Consider the following 19,766-nt stretch of genomic DNA (forward strand, 5'->3'; position numbering starts at 1 on the left):
TTCGCCGTCGTTCGGGTGCACGTTCGCCAATTTCGTGCCGGTGGTGCAACGCGCGCAGGACGTCATCGGCGTCGGCGACGAGTACCGCGGCATCAACGTGGACATGCCACTCATCAATCCACGTGGACGGTACCTGCCTAATCAGGACGAGCCGCGCTTCTTCGACGACCGTGGACCGACATGCCACGCTCCGGCGGACGCTGCTGCCGGCGAGTTCTTCCCGCAGTACCCGGGCGGATCGGTCAACGACGGTTCCTACCAGGTGCCGTCGAGGAACCCCGGACCGCAGGATGTTCCGGAACTGCCTGCGCCGCAGTACTCGCCGCTGCCGGGCATCGTCGAGCAAACGCCGGTGTCCTACGCGGGCTCGGATTTCGAACGTGACACGCTCGCCGTGATCTACGGCGGAGCAACGGGAACCGCTCCGCAGGACGTTCCTTCCTGGGTCACATCCGCGACAGCGCCCGCACTCCGAGGTGCCGAGGTCCGGATGACGGCAACCGGAAACTCACCGCGGTGACACCTCACCCCGCTCGGTGGGGTCGGGTCCGGCCGAGGACTTCCACGCGCGCGAACTGCTGGCGTCGACCATCGGCACGACCCGCGTCGTGATCGCCGAGTTGTACATGTCGGCAGCCTGACGCGGATTGGCGTGGCCGGTACCCGGCATGCGGACCACGCGAAGGTTTCCGTCGGGCCCTCCCGATCGCTCGAACAGAATGCGTTGGGAATAGTCGACGTCGACCACGGTGTCCGCAGCCCCGTCCCGCGGACGCAAGAACACGATCGCCGGAGCGGTCTTGCCGTCGACTTCGTCCGACAACGCGTCGAGGTTGTCCAGAGCACCGGAGGCGACAATTGTCTTGAACTGCGATTCGATGAAACCGTTGCTGGCCGCCGACGGATTCAACACCTTGTCGCGCATCACTTCGTCGAACGCCGAAGCAGCCTCCTCCCACTCGATATGCGGGAGCCACGACGACTGCGTGTCCACGAACCTGTCCTGTCGCGCAGCCATCTCGACGATCGTCCGTAGCGATCGGCTCTCACGCGCCCCCGGCAACCATCCGATCCACCGCAGCAAGTCCTCGCCCGCGTCTCGACTGGCCTCTCGGACAGCGTGCAGGTCGACCGGTGTGCAATCGAGCACGACACCCCCCACGGTCTTGTCGGAGTCCTCGTACAGATGCTGCGCAGCCTCGAGTGCGACGACTCCACCCATGCTGTGTCCGACGAGAACGATGTTGCTCACTCCTACAGCAGTTGCGCGTCTGTCGATGAGGTCGCTGATCACCCGCGTGTCGAGGCCACGATTGTCGTACCGAACGGACCAGACCCGGCCGAGGTCCGCCAACGCAGGCAGAGTCGCCGCCGTGGGCGCCGCATCGAGATTACCCAAGCCGACCAGGTCCACGACAGCCGTCGTGGCGTCAGCGGGATCACGTGGCCCGTAGATCTCGTCGATGCTCGGGCGGGTGTCGGCGAGGCGCCGTTGCTCCGGCGCGACATCGACACGCCAGTACACACCGAACAGGACGAGCAATGGAATCGACGCGAGCGACACGCGAAGCAGGCACCGACGCGTTCTCCCCAGTACTCGCCAATCGCGTCCCCATCGAGTCTCGATCAACCGCGCCTTCCGGCGCTCGTCGTCCCAGTCCACGGGAAGAATCTCCGGTTCGTTTCTCGACCGACGCCCCCACGTCGAGTCCTGATCAGATACATCGTCCACCGTACGCGCCGATGTCCCGACCGCACCCGGACCAAGAACGCGGTCGACTCGATATCCGGTGCGCTGCAGAGTGATTCGGCTGTCCACGCGGTGTGCTGCTACGACGGAATCCTAGCGAGGCAGGAACGGATCCCTTGCAGGGTCGACCCCGACGGGCGCTCGATGAACGAACCATTCGGTACCGAGCGCTTCCCGACGAGTCGCAACGTCCATGTTCGCGAACTGCGACGCACCACCACCGCGTTCGATCTCGGAACGGTGTTGGCTGAACGCCGACCACTTGGTGTCGAACCAGGCGCTGACGTCGATCGCCAGGTCGACGTCACTGTCGGCAATGCCGGGGACTCCTGGTCCGGGGGCCGGGGCCGCCGTTCCGAACAGGGTCTGCCACTTCGACTCGATGGCGGTTCGAGGAAAAGTCGCGAAGCACAGATGGTCCGGACGCCACGGCTCGCCGGCCTCGGGAAACAGCTGCTCGTAACCGGACGCTTCGAACGCAGCCAGTGTCACCCTGTGCGCGTGAACATGATCCGGATGTCCGTAAGACCCGAATCCGTCGTAGGTGACCACGATGTCGGGCCGAAACGATCGTATGTGCGCAACGAGTTTGCCGACCGCCTCGTCGAACGGCGCAGCACAGAAGAGGACACCGCCTGACAGGGCGTTGTCGGTGTAGCCGAGCAGGCGAGGTTCACCAGCACCCAGAACCTCGAGAGAACGGCGCAGTTCCTCGACACGTTCCTCGCCGTCACGCCACGTACACGTCACCACGGCTGTGCGTGCACCCGCCGCAGCGCTTCGCGCCAGAATCCCGCCGGTGAACAGTGCCTCGTCGTCGGGATGAGCGTGAACGCACAGGACACTGGGAACGCTGGGCACATCCCAAGAATATCCCCACCCGTCCGGTGCGCGTCCCCGACCGAGAATGTCGGCCGACAAATCACAACACCGCGAACCGCCGCTTGTGCACGGTCCAGTCCACAGGGCATTCCGCATGCGTCGATGCGCACGTTCGCACACGAGAAACGCCAGCACACAGGTGGGACAGCACGCCTACGCCCGTCATATAGTGAACGAATGGCATTCCAGATACTTCTGTCGAAGGCACTGACCACCGTCGTCACGGGAGCAGTCGGCGTCGCGGCGTACAACGGCGCAAGAACCCTGATCGCGAAAGCACCCATCAGGGGAGCGGCTGTGACCGCAACCGAGTGGGGCCTTCGCGGTGTGCGCAAGGCCGAGGAGGGTGCCGAATCGGCACGTCTGCAGGTATCGGACGTCGTCGCCGAGGCCAAGGAACGACTCGGGGAAGAAGTTCCGCCGCCCGCTGTCGGCGAGACCGGTCACGGACACAGCCACTGACCGTGGCGACCGAATCCGACGTCATCGACTTCGCCCCGAACCGGGCGGGCAACAGCACATCGGCAGCAACGTCGTCGGCTGACATTCGTGTGCTGTCCGACGCGGCAGGACGAATAAGATTCGACGTTCCCTGGCTCCGTTCGAGCCCGGGCCGGGCAGTGGCAATCGAGAACGCCCTCGACAAAGTGGTCGGTGTCCGTGCAGCGCATGCGTATCCGCGTACCGGCTCCGTCGTGGTGTGGGTGTCTCGTACTCGGGTCGACCGCGATGCCGTTATCGCCGCGGTCCAGGAGGGCAAGTCGACGGCTCGGTCCGCCGTGCCGGACCGCACTCCACGGTCCGCCGACATCGCCAGCGCCGAAGTTCTCCGCATGGCCGTCGGCGGCGCCGCGCTGGTTCTGCTGGGCATCCGTCGCTACGGACTCGGACGTCCGCCGATTCTGGGTCCCACCAGTCGGCTCGTGGCCACGGGAGCCACCGTCTTCACCGGATACCCGTTCCTGAGGGGTGCCCTCCGGTCGATCACGGGGAACAAGGGCGCAGGCACCGACGCTCTGGTGTCGGCCGCGACCGTAGCCAGCTTGGTTCTGCGCGAGAACGTCGTCGCACTGACCGTCCTCTGGTTGCTCAACATCGGTGAGTATCTGCAGGAGTTGACCCTTCGGCGGACCCGACGCGCCATTGCCGACCTCCTCGGCGGGACTCAGGACACCGCATGGATACGGTTGGCCGACGGCAGTGAGATCTCCGTCGACACCGAGTCCTTGACCGTCGGCGACGAGGTCGTCGTGTACGACCACGTTGCATCCCCGGTCGACGGCATCGTCGTCGACGGTGAATCCATCGTCGATCAATCGGCCATCACCGGAGAAACGCTGCCCGTGTCCGTCGTTCCGGGCGCACGTATTCACGCCGGGTCGGTCGTGGTACGCGGACGCCTCGTCGTACGCGCCACTGCCGTCGGCAAGGACACCGCAATCGGCCGCATCATCTCGCGGGTGGAAGAAGCTCAGGAAGATCGAGCACCGATTCAAACCGTCGGCGAGAACTTCTCGCGGCGCTTCGTGCCGACGTCCTTCCTGCTCTCGGCTCTCACACTGATCGTCACACGGGATGTGCGGCGCGCCATGACAATGCTGCTCGTTGCGTGTCCCTGTGCAGTCGGTCTGTCCACACCCACCGCTATCAGTGCGGCCATCGGAAACGGTGCCCGCCGCGGCATCCTCATCAAGGGCGGGTCGCACCTCGAACTTGCCGGCCGCGTCGATGCTGTCGTGTTCGACAAGACCGGCACGCTCACAGTCGGCCGACCGGTGGTGACCAATGTAGTTGCCTTCGCCGACGATTGGCTCCCGGAACAGGTCCTGGCGTACGCCGCGAGCTCCGAGATCCACTCACGACATCCTTTGGCCGAAGCCGTCATTCGCTCCACCGAAGAGCGTCACATCGAAATTCCTCCACACGAAGAATGCGAGGTGCTCGTCGGACTGGGAATGAGGACATGGGCCGACGGACGGACCTTGCTTCTCGGAAGTCCGTCCCTGCTCAGGAGCGAGAACGTCGAGGTGTCCGAAGACGCCGCATCGTGGGTGAAGAAACTGCAGCGCCAGGCCGAAACGCCGCTTCTGCTTGCGGTCGACGGCACCCTCGTCGGGCTCATCAGTCTGCGCGACGAAGTCCGCCCCGAAGCGCTGAACGTGCTGGCTCGGCTGCGTGCAGACGGCGTCGAACGCATCATCATGCTGACCGGCGACCACCAGGACACCGCGGCTGCAGTCGCTGCGGAACTCGGTATCACCGAGTGGCGAGCAGAGGTCATGCCGGAGGACAAACTGACGGTCGTTCACGATCTTCAGCAGCAAGGTCACATCGTGGCAATGGTGGGAGACGGGACCAACGATGCGCCTGCACTGGCGGCCGCCGACATCGGCATCGCGATGGGTCTCGCCGGAACCGACGTTGCCGTGGAAACCGCCGATGTTGCACTGGCCAGCGACGATCTGAATCGCCTCCTGGACGTTCGTGACCTCGGTGGACACGCTGTCGACGTGATCCAGCAGAACTACGGCATGTCCATCGCGGTGAACGCGGTCGGATTGCTCGTCAGTGCTGCCGGCGGATTGTCGCCGGTCCTGGCTGCGATACTGCACAACGCATCGTCCGTCGCCGTCGTGGCCAACAGCTCCAGGCTGATCACCTACCGAATGGATCCACCGGGTCGACGGGCCGGGTAGCGCGCCCGGCCACCTGAACCTCACCGGCTGCCCGAACTGAGACCATCAGGGTGTCCGACCCTCGCGCAGCGTGCGTTGTGCGAGGGTGCGGAGCGCCCCGGTGATCGACGAATCACCCAGACGGCACGTCGTGTCGTCCACCGACACAGTCCATTCGAACGCGTCCCGACGCCTCGACGCGCTCCCGGATCGGTCTTCGGTGGACGTGAGCATCGGCCGTGCCTGTTCGACGAGTTCCTGCCACTCGCGCACCGATGCGTCGTCGTCCAGCACATCGGTGTCGATCTGTGCTCGGCGAGTGAGGCCGGCCACGCCACCTACACGAACGACTTCGATGAACATGCCACCGTCCTCACGTCTCAGACTCGACGCGTGGACGACTCCGCCGGTTCCTGCGCGTCCACGACCACTCCCACGGTAGCCCAACCTGCGGCAACGGCCCGGTGAACATCTGACTCGGCGCCGTAACGCGTGACTGCCGCAGACACCGTGGCTGCTGCGAAACCTTCGAAATCGACGGTCGACGGCAACGACGAATCGGTGGCGACGTCGAACCACACCTGCCCCGCCCTGTCCCACGCCGGTCCGCCGAGCGCCCTGGCTGCAGACGCGAATGCGCGGTTGGGGATGGATGAGTTGATGTGGACACCTCCGTTGTCCGCCGTGGTCTCGACGTACCCGTCCATGTCCTTCGGTTGAGGGTCTCGCCCGAGGATGTCGTCGTCGTAGGCCGTGCCAGGGTCGATCATCGACCGAAGCGCCCGTCCCTCGACCGCAGGGAGAAACAGACCCTCTCCCACGAGCCACGATGCAGTCTTCGCGTCCTGCTTCGACGAATACTGTTCCACGAGAACGCCGAACACGTCCGACAGAGACTCGTTGAGCGCGCCCGCTTGGCCGAAGTACTCGAGCGCGGAAGTGTACTGAGTGAAACCGTGCGTCAGTTCATGGGCGATGACGCTGAGCGAGGCAGTGAACCGGCCGAACACTTCGCCGTCCCCGTCTCCGAACACCATTCGCTCGCCATCCCAGAACGCGTTGTCGTAGTCGCGGTCGAAATGCACGGTGGCGGAGAGGGGGAGGCCCTTTCCGTCGAGACTCTCGTAGCCGTACACCTCCCGAAAGAAGGCGAACGTGGTGCCGAGGCCGTCGTAGGCCTCGTCGACCGAGACGTCCCCGGAGGCGGGCTCACCCTCGGACCTGACGAGGCGGCCGGGTAGCGCGTCACGGTTCTGCGCATCGTGGATCGACCGAACCGGACCCTCGGCAGCTGCGGCCGAGGAGGCGCGAACGGTGGACCGCAGGGGAGAACGTCCACGCGCGAGCTGACGGTCGATGGCGAGGGTGCGTGCCGCGCTCGACGACGCATGGTCTGCCACCACTCCCTGGCCGCGGCCGGACGACGCGCTCTCCGCGATCCGCTCCAGCAGGAACGGAGGTACGACCGTTCGCAGCTGCGAGGACGGGAAAGTGCCTGAGCCGGAGACGTTTCGGTTGAAGGGTGAACCGGAACCGGATTCCGAGTACGAGTTGGATTCGATTGCCACACGAGCACCTTCCAGTCGAGTTCCGTAGACACTAGACGACGGCTACGACATCGTGTGGTCGCGCGATCCGACGGTCGGGTTAGAGTCGAGGCCGACATCGAAGTGATCGCCGACACAGGTGAGCATCCAGGACTCGGGGGCAACAGTGGTGAACGGAACCGCCAAATCGACACGCACCGCCGATGCGATAGTCGTCGGGGGTGGACTGGCGGGCCTTGTTGCCGCAGCCGAATTGGTCGACAAGGGAAAACGGGTGATCCTGGTCGATCAGGAAAACGAAGCCAACCTGGGTGGGCAGGCATTCTGGTCGTTCGGCGGCCTCTTCTTCGTCGACAGCCCCGAGCAGCGGAGACTGGGAATCAAGGACTCCTACGACCTCGCTCTCCAGGACTGGATGGGTACTGCGGGTTTCGACAGAGAAGAGGATCTGTGGCCGCGACGGTGGGCGCAGGCGTACGTGGAGTTCGCCGCGGGCGAGAAGCGTAGCTGGCTACGACAGCGAGGGCTGAAGATATTCCCTCTCGTCGGCTGGGCCGAACGAGGTGGTTACGGGCCGGACGGTCACGGCAACTCCGTGCCGAGATTCCACATCACCTGGGGGACCGGTCCCGCTCTCGTCGACATGTTCGCCGCCACGGTGCGCGACGGCGCCGACCGCGGGTTGGTCGACTTCGCGTTCCGTCACCGCGTCGACGAGATTCTCGTGAGCGACGGTGTGGCGACCGGAGTCCGAGGATCGGTGTTGGAGCCGTCGGACGTCGCTCGAGGCGTTCCGTCGTCCCGCCTCGCCGTCGGCGAGTTCGAGTTCACTGCCGGGGCAGTCGTCGTGACGTCGGGCGGAATCGGCGCGAACTGGGATCTGGTCAAGAAGAACTGGCCCGCACGCCTCGGCACACCCCCGCAGCACATGCTGACGGGCGTTCCCGCGCACGTGGACGGTCGGATGCTCGAGATCAGCCGTCGAGCGGGAGCCAGCCTCATCAACTCCGACCGGATGTGGCACTACACCGAAGGCATCACCAACTACGACTCGGTGTGGCCGAACCACGGAATCAGGATTCTGCCCGGGCCGTCGTCGCTGTGGCTCGACGCGACCGGCAAGCAGCTCCCCGCGCCGCTCTTTCCCGGGTTCGACACGCTCGGCACCCTCGAACACATCGTCCGTACCGGATACGACTACTCGTGGTTCGTGCTCGATCAGAAGATCATCGAGAAGGAGTTCGGGCTTTCGGGCCAGGAGCAGAATCCCGACCTGACGGGCCGCAGCGTGCGCAAGCTGCTCGAGCGCATTCGGCCCGGTGCGCCCGGTCCCGTGGAAGCGTTCAAGCGTCGAGGAGAGGACTTCGTGGTCGCGGACTCGGTGCGTGAGCTGGTCGCGGGCATGAACAAGATCGGATCGGTCGATCTGGACGCCGACGCCGTCGAGGCCACACTGATCGCCCGAGACAGAGAAATGGTCAACGGGTTCAGCAAGGACCTGTCGGTGTCGGTCATTCATGCCGCACGCAAGTACAAGGGCGACAGAGTCGCCCGCATAGCCAGCCCGCACCGACTCCTCGATCCGGCGTCGGGCCCGTTGATCGCGGTCAAGCTGCACCTGCTCACGAGGAAAACCCTCGGTGGACTCGAAACCGACCTCGATTCACGGGTGTTGCGCACCGACGGAACGCCGTTCGACGGATTGTTCGCGGCCGGCGAGGTCGCCGGCTTCGGCGGCGGCGGAGTGCACGGCTACCGGTCGCTGGAAGGCACGTTCCTCGGCGGCTGCATCTTCTCGGGCCGTGCGGCCGGACGCGCCGCTGCACGATGACGCCGACCGTCCGCCCGCCCCGCGGCAGGACTGGAAGAACGGAGTTTCCGGCATCGAGTCCGGCGGTAGGGTAGTCACACTGGACAGCGGACGCGGTGGCAGCGGATCACCGTGGACAACAGCAGCGACGTCAGGAGAATCGATGCCGGATTTCAACGATCAGGTCGTTGCGGAGTTCCGTGCCAACCACGGTAAGGTCGGCGGCCCCTTCGAGGGGGCGCCGCTGCTGTTGTTGCACACCGTCGGCGCGAAATCCGGTGCGGACAGGCTCAGCCCGCTCATGTACCTTCCCGACGGTGATCGGTACGTCATCTTCGCTTCGAAGGCAGGGGCGGACACCAACCCGGCGTGGTACCACAACCTTCTCGCCAACCCCGCCGCACGAATCGAAGTGGGAGACGACACGATCGACGTCGTCGCCCGGGAGATCGAAGGCGACGAACGAGACGCCCTCTACCGGAAGCAGGCGGAGCTGTACTCGGGATTCGCCGACTACGAGAAGAAGACCACGCGCGTCATACCGGTGGTTGCGCTTTCGGCATCGTGATCGCACGTTCACCTGCACACGCGGTCGACAGCGGGAACGGAAGTAACCGGTGAGCACCGACAACGAGGGCGGAGTCCTGAGCGACCGCGTGCTCACGCTCCCCAACGCCCTGAGCGTGATCCGGCTGTTGCTGATTCCGCTGTTCCTTTATCTTCTGTTGGGTCCGCAATCCGACGGATGGGCTCTCGCCGTGCTGTTGGCCAGCGGTGCCACCGACTGGCTCGACGGCAAACTAGCCCGTGTTCTGGACCAATCGTCACGGCTCGGCGCGATGCTCGACCCGCTCGTCGACCGTCTCTCGGTCGTCACGGCCCTGGCTGCCTTCGTCGTGCGCGGGATCATTCCGTGGTGGGTCGCGGTGATCCTCGTCGGCCGGGATCTTGTGCTCGCGGGCACCATGTTCATCTATCGCCGGCGAGGTCTGCCGCCACCCGAGGTGATCTATCTGGGCAAAGCCGCCACCTTCGTCATCATGATCACGCTTCCGGTGCTGCTCGCGTCGACGGGTGAGTCCCCAGTCGCGGATCTGCTGTGGCCCGTCGGCACGGCGTTGCTCGTCTGGGGGACCGCGCTGTACGTGTGGACCGGCGGTCTGTACCTGTACAAAGCATCCTTGGTCGCACGGCACACCGCACCGCCCTCGCGTGAGGAAACACGAAGTGCGTGAACCGGTTTCTCGAAACCCAGTTCCGTCGCTGCTTCGCTCGTTGATGTCCGAGCATCTCGACCCCGGCTACGCCGCAGCATCGGCGTCCAGGCGGGGGACGCCACGCGGCGGCAAGGACATCGCGATGCTGGTGCTCGGCGCCGTGCTGGTCGGGTGCGTGTTCGGCATCGCACTGTCCCAGGTCTTCGACACCTCGGGTGGCGAGTCCCGGCAGGACACCCTTCACCGCGTCCGAGACGCAGAATCGCGAGCCGCAGAACTCGATTCGACACGACAGGACCTCAGCGCTCAGGTCGACCGCGCGCGCGACGACGCACTCAGGAACGACGATCGCGGCACAGCGCTTCTCACGGATCTGCGCGCGCTCGAAGTAGCCGCAGGCGCCGACAGTGCGACCGGACCGGGAATCGTGGTGACCGTAGCCGAGCCGCCCGCACCGTCGGACTTGTCCGACGTGTCGGTTCCTGTCCGAGGCTCATCTGATTCGGCCGTGCTGGACCGAGACCTCCAGACAGTGGTGAATTCGCTGTGGGTCAGCGGCGCCGAGGCGATCGCGGTCGACGACGTCAGGGTCGGTCCGGGAGTCACGATCCGCCAAGCCGGAGGCGCAATGCTCGTGGACAACCGGCCGGTGTTCTCTCCCTACACCGTGACCGCGATCGGATCGCCGACGCGCCTGGAAGCGCAGTTCTCGGTCAGTGACGCTTACCTGCGCATGGCAGGGCTTGCGCAGCTCTATCGAATCGGCTTCGCGACGGAGGCCTCGGACTCTCTGAGCGTGCCACCCGCGGCCGTACGCGCAGTCACCACAGCAGGACAGGACGAAGGACGTTGAGCGAACACCAGCATCACGCGGCGGCCGACCGTACGGTCGACGGGAACGATCGGAGACCGTCGGGCCGAGGATCCGGACTTCTCGTGTTGGCGGGCGTCGCGATGATCGTGGGCATCGTCATCGGATCGGTGTCCGGACCGGAGGTCCCCGTCGGCGTCGCACCCTACCTTCCGATCGCGGTCGTTGCCGCACTCGATGCGGTGTTCGGCGGTGTACGTGCGTTTCTCGACGGCATCTTCGACGCCAAGGTCTTCGTCGTGTCCTTCGTGTTCAACGTCCTCGTCGCGGGACTGATCGTCTGGCTCGGTGACCAGTTGGGCGTGGGCACTCAACTGTCGACTGCCATCGTCGTCGTCCTGGGCATCAGGATCTTCGGCAACGCCGCAGCTCTCCGTCGGCGACTGTTCGGTGCGTGAGCGAGCGAATGAACACACGGTCCGCACAGCCTTCCGACGGACGGCACAGATTCCGACGGAAGGGCTCGTCCCGCGGGTTCGGCGCCCTCGCTGTTCTGTTGATGGCTGTTCTGGGATTCGGCATCGTGGTGCAGGTCAGGGAAACAGGCAGCGGTGATGCACTCGATGCTGCCCGTCCGGCGGACCTCCTGGTCGTCCTCGACAACGTCGGGAGGCGAGAGGCCGCGCTGCGCAGCGAAATCGCCGAGTTGCAGACCACGCTGTCTGCGCTTCGGCAGTCAGACGGTGGATCGGGCGCTGCCCTCGCCGAGGCGCAGGACCGGCTTGCGTCGTTGTCCATTCAGGTCGGCACCGTTGCCGCCGCCGGGCCGGGCGTCACCGTCACCGTGACGGATCCGGACAAGGGGGTCGGATCCGACGTTCTGCTCGACGCGCTGCAGGAACTGCGGGCCGCGGGAGCGGAAGCCGTGCAGCTCTCCGGTGGCGGACAGCCGCCCATCCGCATCGGAGTCGACTCGTGGATCGCGGGAAGGCCGGGTGATGTGATCGTCGACGGCCGACCCACGTCCGCGCCGTTCGTGTTCTCCGCCATCGGCGACCCGGCGACACTGGCCGCAGCGCTCGACATTCCCGGTGGCGTCGTGGACACGGTGTCTCGCTTCGGCGGACAGTGCGGCATAGCTCAGTCTCAGCAGGTGACTGTCTCCGCCTTGCGGGATCTGCGGTCACCTCAATACTCTCAGCCCGGAAACTAGTGTGGACGTCGGTGCACGAGCACCTGCCCTCCTCGAAAGGACAGCCGAACAGTGACCGACACCGAGCCCTCGGGCGACTTGCTCTACACCCCCGAACACGAATGGGTTCAGCGGATCAGCCCCACCGCCGTACGGATCGGAATCACCGATTACGCGCAGGAACAGCTCGGTGACGTGGTGTTCGTTCAGCTGCCGTCGATCGGGGACGAGGTGACGGCCGGAACGTCGCTCGGAGAGGTCGAATCGACCAAGAGTGTGTCCGACGTGTTCTCGCCCCTCACCGCGAAAGTCATTGCCGTGAACGCAGATCTGGACACGTCCCCGGAGAAGGTGAATTCGGGTCCGTACTCGGACGGGTGGCTCGTGGAGCTCGAGACGGAGACATCGGAGGCTTTGGACGCGTCGCTGTCTCAGATGCTCGATGCCGCCGGATATGCTGGAATTACGGCTGAGTAACCGCACGCGAACGCAGCGTGAGCAACCGTATGCACCCGCACGGGCGGGCAAGGTACGGTTTGTGTAGCTGCACGCGTGGTTGCCGTGGCGAGTCCGCTGCGCCGTGGGGGCCTGTAGACCCTTCCGGGGCAACCGTGGGTTGCCAATCGGGTGAGGCGACGTAGGTCCGCAAGAAGTACAGAACGTGCAAGTTGGTTACTGCGTAACTCGGGTGCAATCGACCCGGGCGATCGGACTGAGAAGGAGAAACGGTGAGCGAGAACGACAACGACGGCATCTACGGAGAGTCGCCGGCGGAAACCACTTCGGTTTTTCGTGCAGACTTCCTCCAGGAGCTGGACAACTCGGCGACCAGCCAGAGCTCCGAGGCTCCGGTGTCGGGCGTGGAAGGCTTGCCGGTCGGTTCGGCTCTTCTCGTCGTCAAGCGTGGACCCAATGCCGGGTCGAGGTTCCTGCTCGATCAGCCGACGACGTCGGCCGGACGCCACCCCGACAGCGACATCTTCCTCGACGACGTCACCGTGTCTCGTCGCCACGCCGAGTTCCGCCAGGAAGAGGACTCCTTCCAGGTCGTCGACGTCGGCAGCCTGAACGGCACCTACGTCAACCGCGAGCCTGTCGATTCGGCAGTCCTCGCCAACGGTGACGAGGTCCAGATCGGCAAGTTCCGTCTCGTGTTCCTCACCGGCCCACGTGCGGGTGCCGATGCACCTGCAGGCGATTCGTCGGCAGGTGCAGGCAGCCAGTGACCGCCGTCGGGCAGCAGTCTCCCGGGGGGATGTCGATAGGCTCCGTCCTGGATCGACTTCGGCCCGACTTCCCCGATGTCACGATCTCCAAGATCAGGTTTCTCGAGGCCGAGGGCCTGATTTCTCCGGAGCGCACGCCATCGGGATACCGGCGCTTCTCTGTTGCGGACTGCGAGCGTCTTCGGTACGTACTCACCGCACAACGAGATCAGTACCTGCCGCTCAAGGTGATCAAGGAGCAGCTGGAGGCGATCGACAGCGGAGTGGCACGCGTCGAGAGCGCTGAGCCCGCACCGCGCAAGCCGCGAACCCTGTCGATCGCTCCGGGCGAAGTGTCTCCCGAGGAGTTCCTCGTCGACCGGGAAGTACGTGTGTCCAAGGTGGACCTGCTCGAACGGGCGGGAATCGACGACACTTTTCTGACGGAGTTACTGCGCGCAGGGCTCGTGGTTCCTGGCCAGGCCGGGTTCTACGACGAGGGCGCCGTGATTCTGGCTCGAACAGCACACGCGATGTCGCGCTTCGGTCTGGAGGTGCGGCATCTGCGTGCGTTCAAGCTGGCAGCCGACCGCGAGGCGGGACTGGTTGCTCAGATCGCAGGTCCCGTCGCCAAGGGGCGGGATGCCGGTGCACGTGATCGCGCGGAAGAAATGATCCGCGAATTGGCCGCGCTGTCGTTGACTCTGCACACCTGCCTGGTCAAAGCAGCGGTGCGCGGCGCGCTGGACAAATGACCTGACGCAGAACCGATGGTGGCGCCGCATGGTCATCGATTCCAATAGAATCGGCTGTAGTCGGGTCGAGACACAGCCGGGGCCGAATCTTCAAGCGCATGTGGGAGGCAATCGCCATGAGTGAAATGCGTGTAGTCGGTATTCGCGTGGAGCAGCCGCAGAACCAACCTGTGCTTCTGCTCCGTGAGTCCGACGGTGAGCGTTACCTGCCCATCTGGATCGGGCAGACCGAGGCCGCGGCGATCGCGCTGGAACAGCAGGGGGTTCAGCCTGCTCGTCCATTGACGCACGATCTGATCAAGGAGCTGATCGGTGCCCTGGGGCATCGCCTGAAGGAAGTGCGAATCGTCGATCTGCAAGAGGGGACCTTCTACGCGGATCTCGTGTTCGACAAGGACATCCGTGTGTCGGCACGTCCGTCGGATTCGGTCGCGATCGCCCTCCGAGTCGGCGTGCCGATCATCGCCGAGGAACCGGTTCTGGCGGAAGCCGGTCTGCTCATGCCGGACGAGCGTGAGGACGAGGTGGAGAAGTTCAAGGAATTCCTCGAGTCCGTCTCGCCCGACGACTTCAAGGCTACGGACGGCTGACAGCCTCGACTTGGTAACGGAAGAGTCTCAACCTCAACTTTAGGTTCAGGTTTACGGCGCGTTGCGTTGACCTTGCCTCGGTGGACCCATAGCGTTCCCGTCGTGAGGTAAGCAGTCCTCGATCGTATGTCGCTCGTCCCTACCTGGGCGTAGTCTGGCTTACGAACGCGGAGTGGAACTTCACGCGAGAACACCGCCGGGACCCGTCCCGGTCGGCCTGGGCCAACCGGGACGTACGCAGTGTCGAGACATCCGAAGAGGGAGCAGTCAGTGGGAGATCAGCCGCAGGATCGCCTCGTGCGAGATCAGCCGCAGGATCGTCAGGTGTCGGAGTCCGCTGTGTCGGAAACGATTGCGCCGCAGGTCCCCGCCACCCCCGACGGGTCCGTGAACACCACCCCTTCCGAATCGACTCGACCGGAGCCGTCCAGCGCGCCCGCCCGCGAGTTCCAACCAGGGCTGTTTCCGGACGATTCGGTACCGGACGAGCTGGTCGGATACCGAGTGCCGAGCGCATGCCAGATCGCGGGCATCACCTACCGCCAACTGGATTACTGGGCACGCACCGGATTGGTCGTACCCTCGATCCGGAGTGCTGCGGGATCGGGCAGCCAACGCCTGTACTCCTTCAAGGACATGTTGGTCCTGAAGATCGTCAAGCGCCTGCTCGACACCGGAATTTCACTTCAGAACATCCGAGTCGCGGTCGACCACCTGCGTCAACGCGGTGTGGGCGACCTGGCCAACATCACCCTGTTCTCCGACGGCACCACCGTCTACGAATGCACGTCCGCCGAAGAGGTCGTCGACCTGCTACAAGGCGGTCAGGGAGTATTCGGCATCGCAGTCAACGGCGCGATGCGTGAACTGACCGGCCTGATAGCCGACTTCCCTGCAGAACGAGCCGACGGCGGAGAATCCGAGCCCAGTCCGGAAGACGAATTGGCGTCACGCCGCAAGAGTCGCGCAAATCGAAAGACCGGCTAGGATCGAGACCGTCGCGCTCGCGCGGGAGAGTTCCGGGGCAGCCAGTTCCGGACGCCGAAGGAGCAATACCTCCCCGTCAATCTCTCAGGCACACGGACCGTGTGAGCTTGGACGTCTCTGGAAAGTGGTGGGATCACCCACCCGCCCAAGGGGAAAGCACCTCCGAGCATCGCGTGCGCGGAGCGCGAATCTCTCAGGCGCTCGCCCCGGGTGAGCATGCGACAGAGGGGGAGGATCGGCCGCGCAGTGCGCGTGGTCACTCCACCCGTCAGCATGCATCCACCGGAGCGTCTCATGACCGAACAGAGTTCTCGCCCGTCGTTTTCCGACCGACATATCGGACCGGACGGTGCGGCACTGTCCCGAATACTCGACGTCGTCGCCGCCGGATCGCTCGACGAACTCGCAGAGCGCGCGGTGCCTGCCTCGATTCTCGATGGGTCCGTCGACGGCATTGCCGCCGGACTCGCCGGACTCCCACTTCCACTCGGCGAACACGAAGCGCTGGCCGAACTCGCGGCCCTCGCCGCACGGAACGTGGTCGCCACGTCGATGATCGGTCTCGGCTATTACGACACCCTGACACCGCCGGTCCTGACTCGGAACATCCTCGAGAACCCCGCGTGGTACACGGCGTACACCCCGTATCAACCGGAGATCAGCCAAGGCAGGCTCGAAGCGCTCCTCAACTTCCAGACGATGGTGTCCGACCTGACCGGAATGGACGTGGCCGGTGCGTCGATGCTCGACGAGGCCACGGCCGCCGCCGAGGCCATGACGTTGCTCAGGCGCGCCAACCGGGGCTCGACGTCCCCGCGGTTCGTGGTGGACGACGATGTCTTCCCGCAGACCTGGGCAGTCCTCGAGACGCGCGCGGAGCCCCTCGGTATCGAGCTCGTGCGGCACGACGTCACCGGCGGACTTCCCGACGGAGAGTTCTTCGGCGTCCTCGTTCAGTTCCCGGGCGCATCCGGAGCCGTCGTCGACCACTCCGCCATGATCGACGACGCACACACCCGTGGTGCCCTGGTGGCCGTCGGAGCCGATTTGTTGGCGCTCACCCTGCTCACGTCCCCGGGCGACATGGGAGCGGACGCATGTTTCGGCACCACCCAACGATTCGGTGTCCCGATGGGATTCGGTGGACCGCACGCCGGTTACCTCGCCGTACGGAACGGCCACGCACGTCAGCTTCCGGGACGGCTCGTCGGCGTGTCGGTGGATGCCGACGGCAACCTCGCGTACCGACTGGCGTTGCAGACCCGCGAACAGCACATTCGACGCGAGAAGGCGACCAGCAACATCTGCACCGCGCAGGTCCTTCTCGCGATCGTGGCCGCCATGTACGCCGCGTATCACGGAAGTTCGGGACTCCGCGACATCGCTCGCCGAGTCAACGCCCACGCTGTCGCGCTGGCCGACGGGCTCGCAGCGTCGAACATCTCCGTCGAATCCGCGTCGTTCTTCGACACGATCACCGCGCTCGTGCCGGGTCGAGCTCGGAGCGTCGTCGAGTCAGCGCAGCGCTCTGGTATCAACCTGCTCACGGTCGACGACGACCGTGTCTCGATCGCATGCGACGAAGCGACCACCACCGACATCGTCGAGCAGGTACTGGCCGCGTTCGACGCCGCGCCGAGCGCGGACTCCGCACGTTCGTCGTTGCCCGACTCGCTGATTCGAACGTCCGAATTCCTCACCCACCCTGCGTTCACCCGGCACCGAACCGAGACGTCGATGCTTCGATACCTTCGGATGCTGGCGGACAAGGACATCGCCCTCGACCGCAGCATGATTCCACTCGGGTCGTGCACGATGAAGCTCAACGCGACAGCCGAGATGGAATCCATCACCTGGCCCGGATTCGCCCGGCTGCATCCGTTCGCACCCGACAGCGACACCGAAGGAATCCGCGCCGTCATAGCGGACGTCGAGAAGTGGCTGGTCGACATCACCGGCTACGACGCGGTGAGCCTGCAACCGAATGCGGGAAGTCAGGGCGAATACGCCGGCCTTCACGCGATTCGTGACTATCACCTCGGCCGCGGTGATTCTCACCGCGATATCTGCCTCATCCCGTCGAGTGCGCACGGCACCAACGCGGCATCGGCGGTCATGGCAGGTATGAAGGTCGTCGTCGTCACGTGCCGCGCCAACGGCGACGTGGATGTCGACGACCTGCGCGCCAAGATCGGCGAGCACGCGGATTCCCTCGCCGCGATCATGATCACCTACCCGTCGACTCACGGCGTGTACGAGCACGACATTGACGAGATATGCGCTGCTGTGCACGACGCGGGAGGTCAGGTGTACGTCGACGGCGCGAACCTGAACGCACTCGTCGGACTCGCACGTCCCGGGAGGTTCGGCGGCGACGTCAGCCACCTCAACCTGCACAAGACCTTCTGCATCCCGCACGGCGGAGGAGGACCGGGAGTCGGTCCGGTCGCCGTGCGATCGCATCTCGCACCGTATCTGCCGGGGCACCCGCTCCGACCGGAACTGGGCAGCGGAGCGACGATCTCGGCCGCGCCGTTCGGAAGCGCGTCCATTCTGTCGATCACGTGGGCGTACGTGCGGATGATGGGCGCCGAGGGTCTACGACGCGCCACCCTCACCGCGATCGCGTCGGCCAACTACATCGCCCGACGCCTCGACGAGTACTTCCCCGTTCTGTACACGGGAGAGAACGGGATGGTTGCGCACGAGTGCATTCTCGATCTCCGCGGGCTGACGAAGGCGACGGGCGTGACCGTGGACGACGTAGCGAAAAGGCTGGCCGACTACGGATTCCACGCTCCGACCATGAGCTTTCCCGTGGCGGGAACCTTGATGGTCGAGCCGACGGAAAGCGAGGATCTGGACGAGATCGACGCATTCTGCGATGCCATGATCGCAATTCGCGGCGAGATCGATCGGGTCGGTTCGGGGGAGTGGCCGTCGACGGACAACCCGTTGCGCGGCGCTCCCCACACGGCTCGGTGCCTGGTCGGGGAATGGACTCACCCGTACACACGCGAAGAAGCCGCGTATCCGTGGGAAGCCAACGCGAAGAGAGGATCGATCGCTGCGGGACGGGCCAAGGTGTGGCCTGCAGTACGCCGCATCGACGGCGCCCACGGCGATCGCAACCTGGTGTGCTCGTGCCCGCCGATCGCGGACCTCGAGTGGAGCCCCCGGAGCGACTCGGCGTCGCCTCGGGGTTAGCTGGACGTCAGGTTCAGCATCGCGATCTCGGGCGGTGCTGCAACCCTGACGGGCGGACCCCAGGCGCCGGCCCCACGCGTGGTGTAGAGCGTGGTGTCACCGACACGATCGAGGCCTTCGACGCTCGGCTGCTGCAACGGGACGAGATACCGCAGTGGCCAGATCTGTCCGGCATGCGTGTGACCGGAGACCTGGAAGTCCACCCCCATGTCCGATGCCTCGAACGCCTGCAGCGGCTGATGTGCCAACAGCAACACGAACCGAGACGCATCCCTCCCGTCCAGGGCAGCACCGAGATCGGGTTCGTACGGCGCCGGTGCGGTTGCGTCGTTGATGCCGGCGATGTCGATGGAGGCACCGGACTTGCTGATCGTCTCGTGTTCGTTCCTCAGAACGGTCACACCCAGCGTCTCCCACAGGTCCAACCATTTCCCACCGTCGTCCGCATAGAACTCGTGATTACCGCTCACGGCGAACACTCCGAGGGGAGCGTCGAGCTGCTGCAGCGGAGCGAGGTCTGTTCCGACGAGGTCGACGGTGCCGTCGATCAGATCGCCGTCCAGGATCACGAGTTCGGGCGACTGTGCATTGACGTCGTCCACCACGCGTTGAACGAAGCCGGCTCCACGGGCCGGTCCGACGTGAAGATCGGACACCAGAGCCACGCGCGTACCGTCGAATTCGGAGGGCAACCGATCGAGCGCGACGCGAGTGTCGGTCACCTTCGGGAGTGCAGCCTCGACGAGGCCGTACCCGACGGCCACCACAGCGACGGACGCCGCGATCGCGGAGCCGATTCTGTGAATGCGTAGCCGAAGCGCGCGCGACTCACGACGGCGTGCCGCCGACACGATGCGTACAAGGAGGGTGACGACGCCGACCAGCACTGTGCCCAGCACCAGGTACAGCACCACAGCGAGCCAACTGAGACCGACGAACGCCGGAACTCGCGCCCATGCCGGATCGAAGACCTCGCCCGATCCGATGCCGACCAGAGCCAGTAGCCACATGACGACCAGCACAGTGTCCGCTGCAGTGGAGTACGGACGACGAAGCTTGGTGGCCCGAATGTAGCGAAAATGGAGCACGAGACCGATGACGGCAAGGAACGTGCCGAAGGCAAGAAGGCGAATCATGT

The 19,766-nt window shown here is 65.1% G+C and carries 20 protein-coding genes and 1 riboswitch; of the genes, 15 read left to right on the forward strand and 5 right to left on the reverse strand.

Annotation, left to right across the window (positions count from 1 at the left end; genetic code table 11):
• On the forward strand, positions 1-520 hold a 520-nt coding region (locus tag CH289_RS21910; protein ID WP_179276854.1), incomplete at its 5' end, for an MCE family protein.
• Here the strand turns inward: CH289_RS21910 and CH289_RS21915 are convergent.
• Together CH289_RS21915 and CH289_RS21920 are read right to left on the reverse strand one after the other, a co-directional pair.
• Complete coding sequence (locus CH289_RS21915) at positions 509-1,663, reverse strand: lipase family alpha/beta hydrolase (protein ID WP_019667973.1); 1,155 nt, start codon at positions 1,661-1,663, stop codon at positions 509-511. The genes CH289_RS21910 and CH289_RS21915 overlap by 12 nt on opposite strands.
• A 180-nt stretch (positions 1,664-1,843) precedes the next feature.
• Entirely contained in the window at positions 1,844-2,611 is a 768-nt protein-coding gene (locus tag CH289_RS21920) for a PIG-L family deacetylase (RefSeq protein ID WP_094728582.1), read from the reverse strand.
• Between the two features lie 198 nt (positions 2,612-2,809).
• Between CH289_RS21920 and CH289_RS21925 the strand changes: the two genes are divergently transcribed.
• Together CH289_RS21925 and CH289_RS21930 are read left to right on the forward strand one after the other, a co-directional pair.
• Positions 2,810-3,094 carry a DUF1490 family protein gene (locus CH289_RS21925; protein WP_019667971.1) on the forward strand — a complete coding sequence of 95 codons (285 nt, stop codon included), beginning with the start codon at positions 2,810-2,812 and terminating at the stop codon, positions 3,092-3,094.
• 2 nt (positions 3,095-3,096) lie between these two features.
• Entirely contained in the window at positions 3,097-5,328 is a 2,232-nt protein-coding gene (locus CH289_RS21930) for a heavy metal translocating P-type ATPase (protein WP_019667970.1), read from the forward strand.
• A 45-nt stretch (positions 5,329-5,373) separates the two neighbouring features.
• Here the strand turns inward: CH289_RS21930 and CH289_RS21935 are convergent, their stop codons facing one another.
• A complete protein-coding gene (locus CH289_RS21935) occupies positions 5,374-5,670 on the reverse strand; it encodes a protealysin inhibitor emfourin (RefSeq protein WP_019667969.1) in 297 nt (98 codons plus the stop codon).
• A gap of 17 nt (positions 5,671-5,687) precedes the next feature.
• Positions 5,688-6,875: a M4 family metallopeptidase gene (locus CH289_RS21940; RefSeq protein ID WP_094728584.1), complete on the reverse strand. Its 1,188-nt coding sequence runs from the start codon at positions 6,873-6,875 to the stop codon at positions 5,688-5,690.
• Positions 6,876-7,023: 148 nt separating this feature from the next.
• Between CH289_RS21940 and CH289_RS21945 the strand changes: the two genes are divergently transcribed.
• The 12 genes from CH289_RS21945 (at position 7,024) to gcvP (ending at position 18,628) form a co-directional block, all read left to right on the forward strand.
• A complete protein-coding gene (locus tag CH289_RS21945) occupies positions 7,024-8,685 on the forward strand; it encodes an FAD-binding dehydrogenase (protein ID WP_027499065.1) in 1,662 nt (553 codons plus the stop codon).
• A gap of 142 nt (positions 8,686-8,827) precedes the next feature.
• Complete coding sequence (locus CH289_RS21950; protein ID WP_019667966.1) at positions 8,828-9,232, forward strand: nitroreductase family deazaflavin-dependent oxidoreductase; 405 nt, start codon at positions 8,828-8,830, stop codon at positions 9,230-9,232.
• A 49-nt stretch (positions 9,233-9,281) separates the two neighbouring features.
• On the forward strand, positions 9,282-9,899 hold the full coding sequence (locus CH289_RS21955; RefSeq protein WP_019667965.1) for a CDP-alcohol phosphatidyltransferase family protein: 618 nt from the start codon (positions 9,282-9,284) through the stop codon (positions 9,897-9,899).
• Positions 9,900-9,942: 43 nt separating this feature from the next.
• Complete coding sequence (locus CH289_RS21960; protein ID WP_019667964.1) at positions 9,943-10,734, forward strand: DUF881 domain-containing protein; 792 nt, start codon at positions 9,943-9,945, stop codon at positions 10,732-10,734.
• 101 nt (positions 10,735-10,835) lie between these two features.
• Positions 10,836-11,150 (forward strand): small basic family protein, encoded by a 315-nt coding sequence (locus tag CH289_RS21965; protein WP_094653437.1) that lies wholly within the window; start codon positions 10,836-10,838, stop codon positions 11,148-11,150.
• Entirely contained in the window at positions 11,147-11,905 is a 759-nt protein-coding gene (locus tag CH289_RS21970) for a DUF881 domain-containing protein (RefSeq protein ID WP_094724858.1), read from the forward strand. The genes CH289_RS21965 and CH289_RS21970 overlap by 4 nt, the downstream gene beginning before the upstream one ends.
• Before the next feature lie 51 nt (positions 11,906-11,956).
• Positions 11,957-12,361, forward strand: coding sequence for a glycine cleavage system protein GcvH (gcvH, locus tag CH289_RS21975; RefSeq protein ID WP_094728586.1), 405 nt, complete (start codon positions 11,957-11,959; stop codon positions 12,359-12,361).
• 251 nt (positions 12,362-12,612) lie between these two features.
• A complete protein-coding gene (gene garA, locus CH289_RS21980) occupies positions 12,613-13,110 on the forward strand; it encodes a glycogen accumulation regulator GarA (RefSeq protein ID WP_019667960.1) in 498 nt (165 codons plus the stop codon).
• The gene (ftsR, locus tag CH289_RS21985; RefSeq protein WP_019667959.1) at positions 13,107-13,844 is read left to right on the forward strand and encodes a transcriptional regulator FtsR; all 738 of its coding nucleotides are present in this window, start codon (positions 13,107-13,109) and stop codon (positions 13,842-13,844) included. The genes garA and ftsR overlap by 4 nt, the downstream gene beginning before the upstream one ends.
• Positions 13,845-13,960: 116 nt before the next feature.
• Positions 13,961-14,434, forward strand: a complete 474-nt coding sequence (locus tag CH289_RS21990; protein WP_026348282.1) for a bifunctional nuclease family protein — start codon at positions 13,961-13,963, stop codon at positions 14,432-14,434.
• Positions 14,435-14,731: 297 nt separating this feature from the next.
• A complete protein-coding gene (locus tag CH289_RS21995) occupies positions 14,732-15,421 on the forward strand; it encodes a MerR family transcriptional regulator (RefSeq protein ID WP_371828046.1) in 690 nt (229 codons plus the stop codon).
• A 12-nt stretch (positions 15,422-15,433) separates the two neighbouring features.
• Positions 15,434-15,531, forward strand: a riboswitch (glycine riboswitch).
• Positions 15,532-15,715: 184 nt separating this feature from the next.
• Positions 15,716-18,628, forward strand: a complete 2,913-nt coding sequence (gcvP, locus tag CH289_RS22000) for an aminomethyl-transferring glycine dehydrogenase (RefSeq protein WP_094728616.1) — start codon at positions 15,716-15,718, stop codon at positions 18,626-18,628.
• On the opposite strand, the gene CH289_RS22005 is transcribed toward gcvP, so the two are convergent.
• Positions 18,625-19,764 (reverse strand): metallophosphoesterase, encoded by a 1,140-nt coding sequence (locus CH289_RS22005; RefSeq protein ID WP_033190248.1) that lies wholly within the window; start codon positions 19,762-19,764, stop codon positions 18,625-18,627. The genes gcvP and CH289_RS22005 overlap by 4 nt on opposite strands.
• Positions 19,765-19,766: the final 2 nt, after the last annotated feature.

This window comes from Rhodococcus sp. RS1C4 (assembly GCF_002258225.1).
In the GTDB taxonomy this organism is placed as follows: domain Bacteria; phylum Actinomycetota; class Actinomycetes; order Mycobacteriales; family Mycobacteriaceae; genus Rhodococcoides; species Rhodococcoides fascians_E.

Bases quoted from the DNA above. Each gene is read 5' to 3' on its own strand.
- CH289_RS21925 (WP_019667971.1), top strand. From the start codon at position 2,810: ATGGCATTCCAGATACTTCTGTCGAAGGCACTGACCACCGTCGTCACG.
- CH289_RS21935 (WP_019667969.1), bottom strand. From the start codon at position 5,670: ATGTTCATCGAAGTCGTTCGTGTAGGTGGCGTGGCCGGCCTCACTCGC.
- CH289_RS21950 (WP_019667966.1), top strand. From the start codon at position 8,828: ATGCCGGATTTCAACGATCAGGTCGTTGCGGAGTTCCGTGCCAACCAC.
- CH289_RS21960 (WP_019667964.1), top strand. From the start codon at position 9,943: ATGTCCGAGCATCTCGACCCCGGCTACGCCGCAGCATCGGCGTCCAGG.
- CH289_RS21965 (WP_094653437.1), top strand. From the start codon at position 10,836: ATGATCGTGGGCATCGTCATCGGATCGGTGTCCGGACCGGAGGTCCCC.
- CH289_RS21990 (WP_026348282.1), top strand. From the start codon at position 13,961: ATGAGTGAAATGCGTGTAGTCGGTATTCGCGTGGAGCAGCCGCAGAAC.
- gcvP (WP_094728616.1), top strand. From the start codon at position 15,716: ATGACCGAACAGAGTTCTCGCCCGTCGTTTTCCGACCGACATATCGGA.
- CH289_RS22005 (WP_033190248.1), bottom strand. From the start codon at position 19,764: ATGATTCGCCTTCTTGCCTTCGGCACGTTCCTTGCCGTCATCGGTCTC.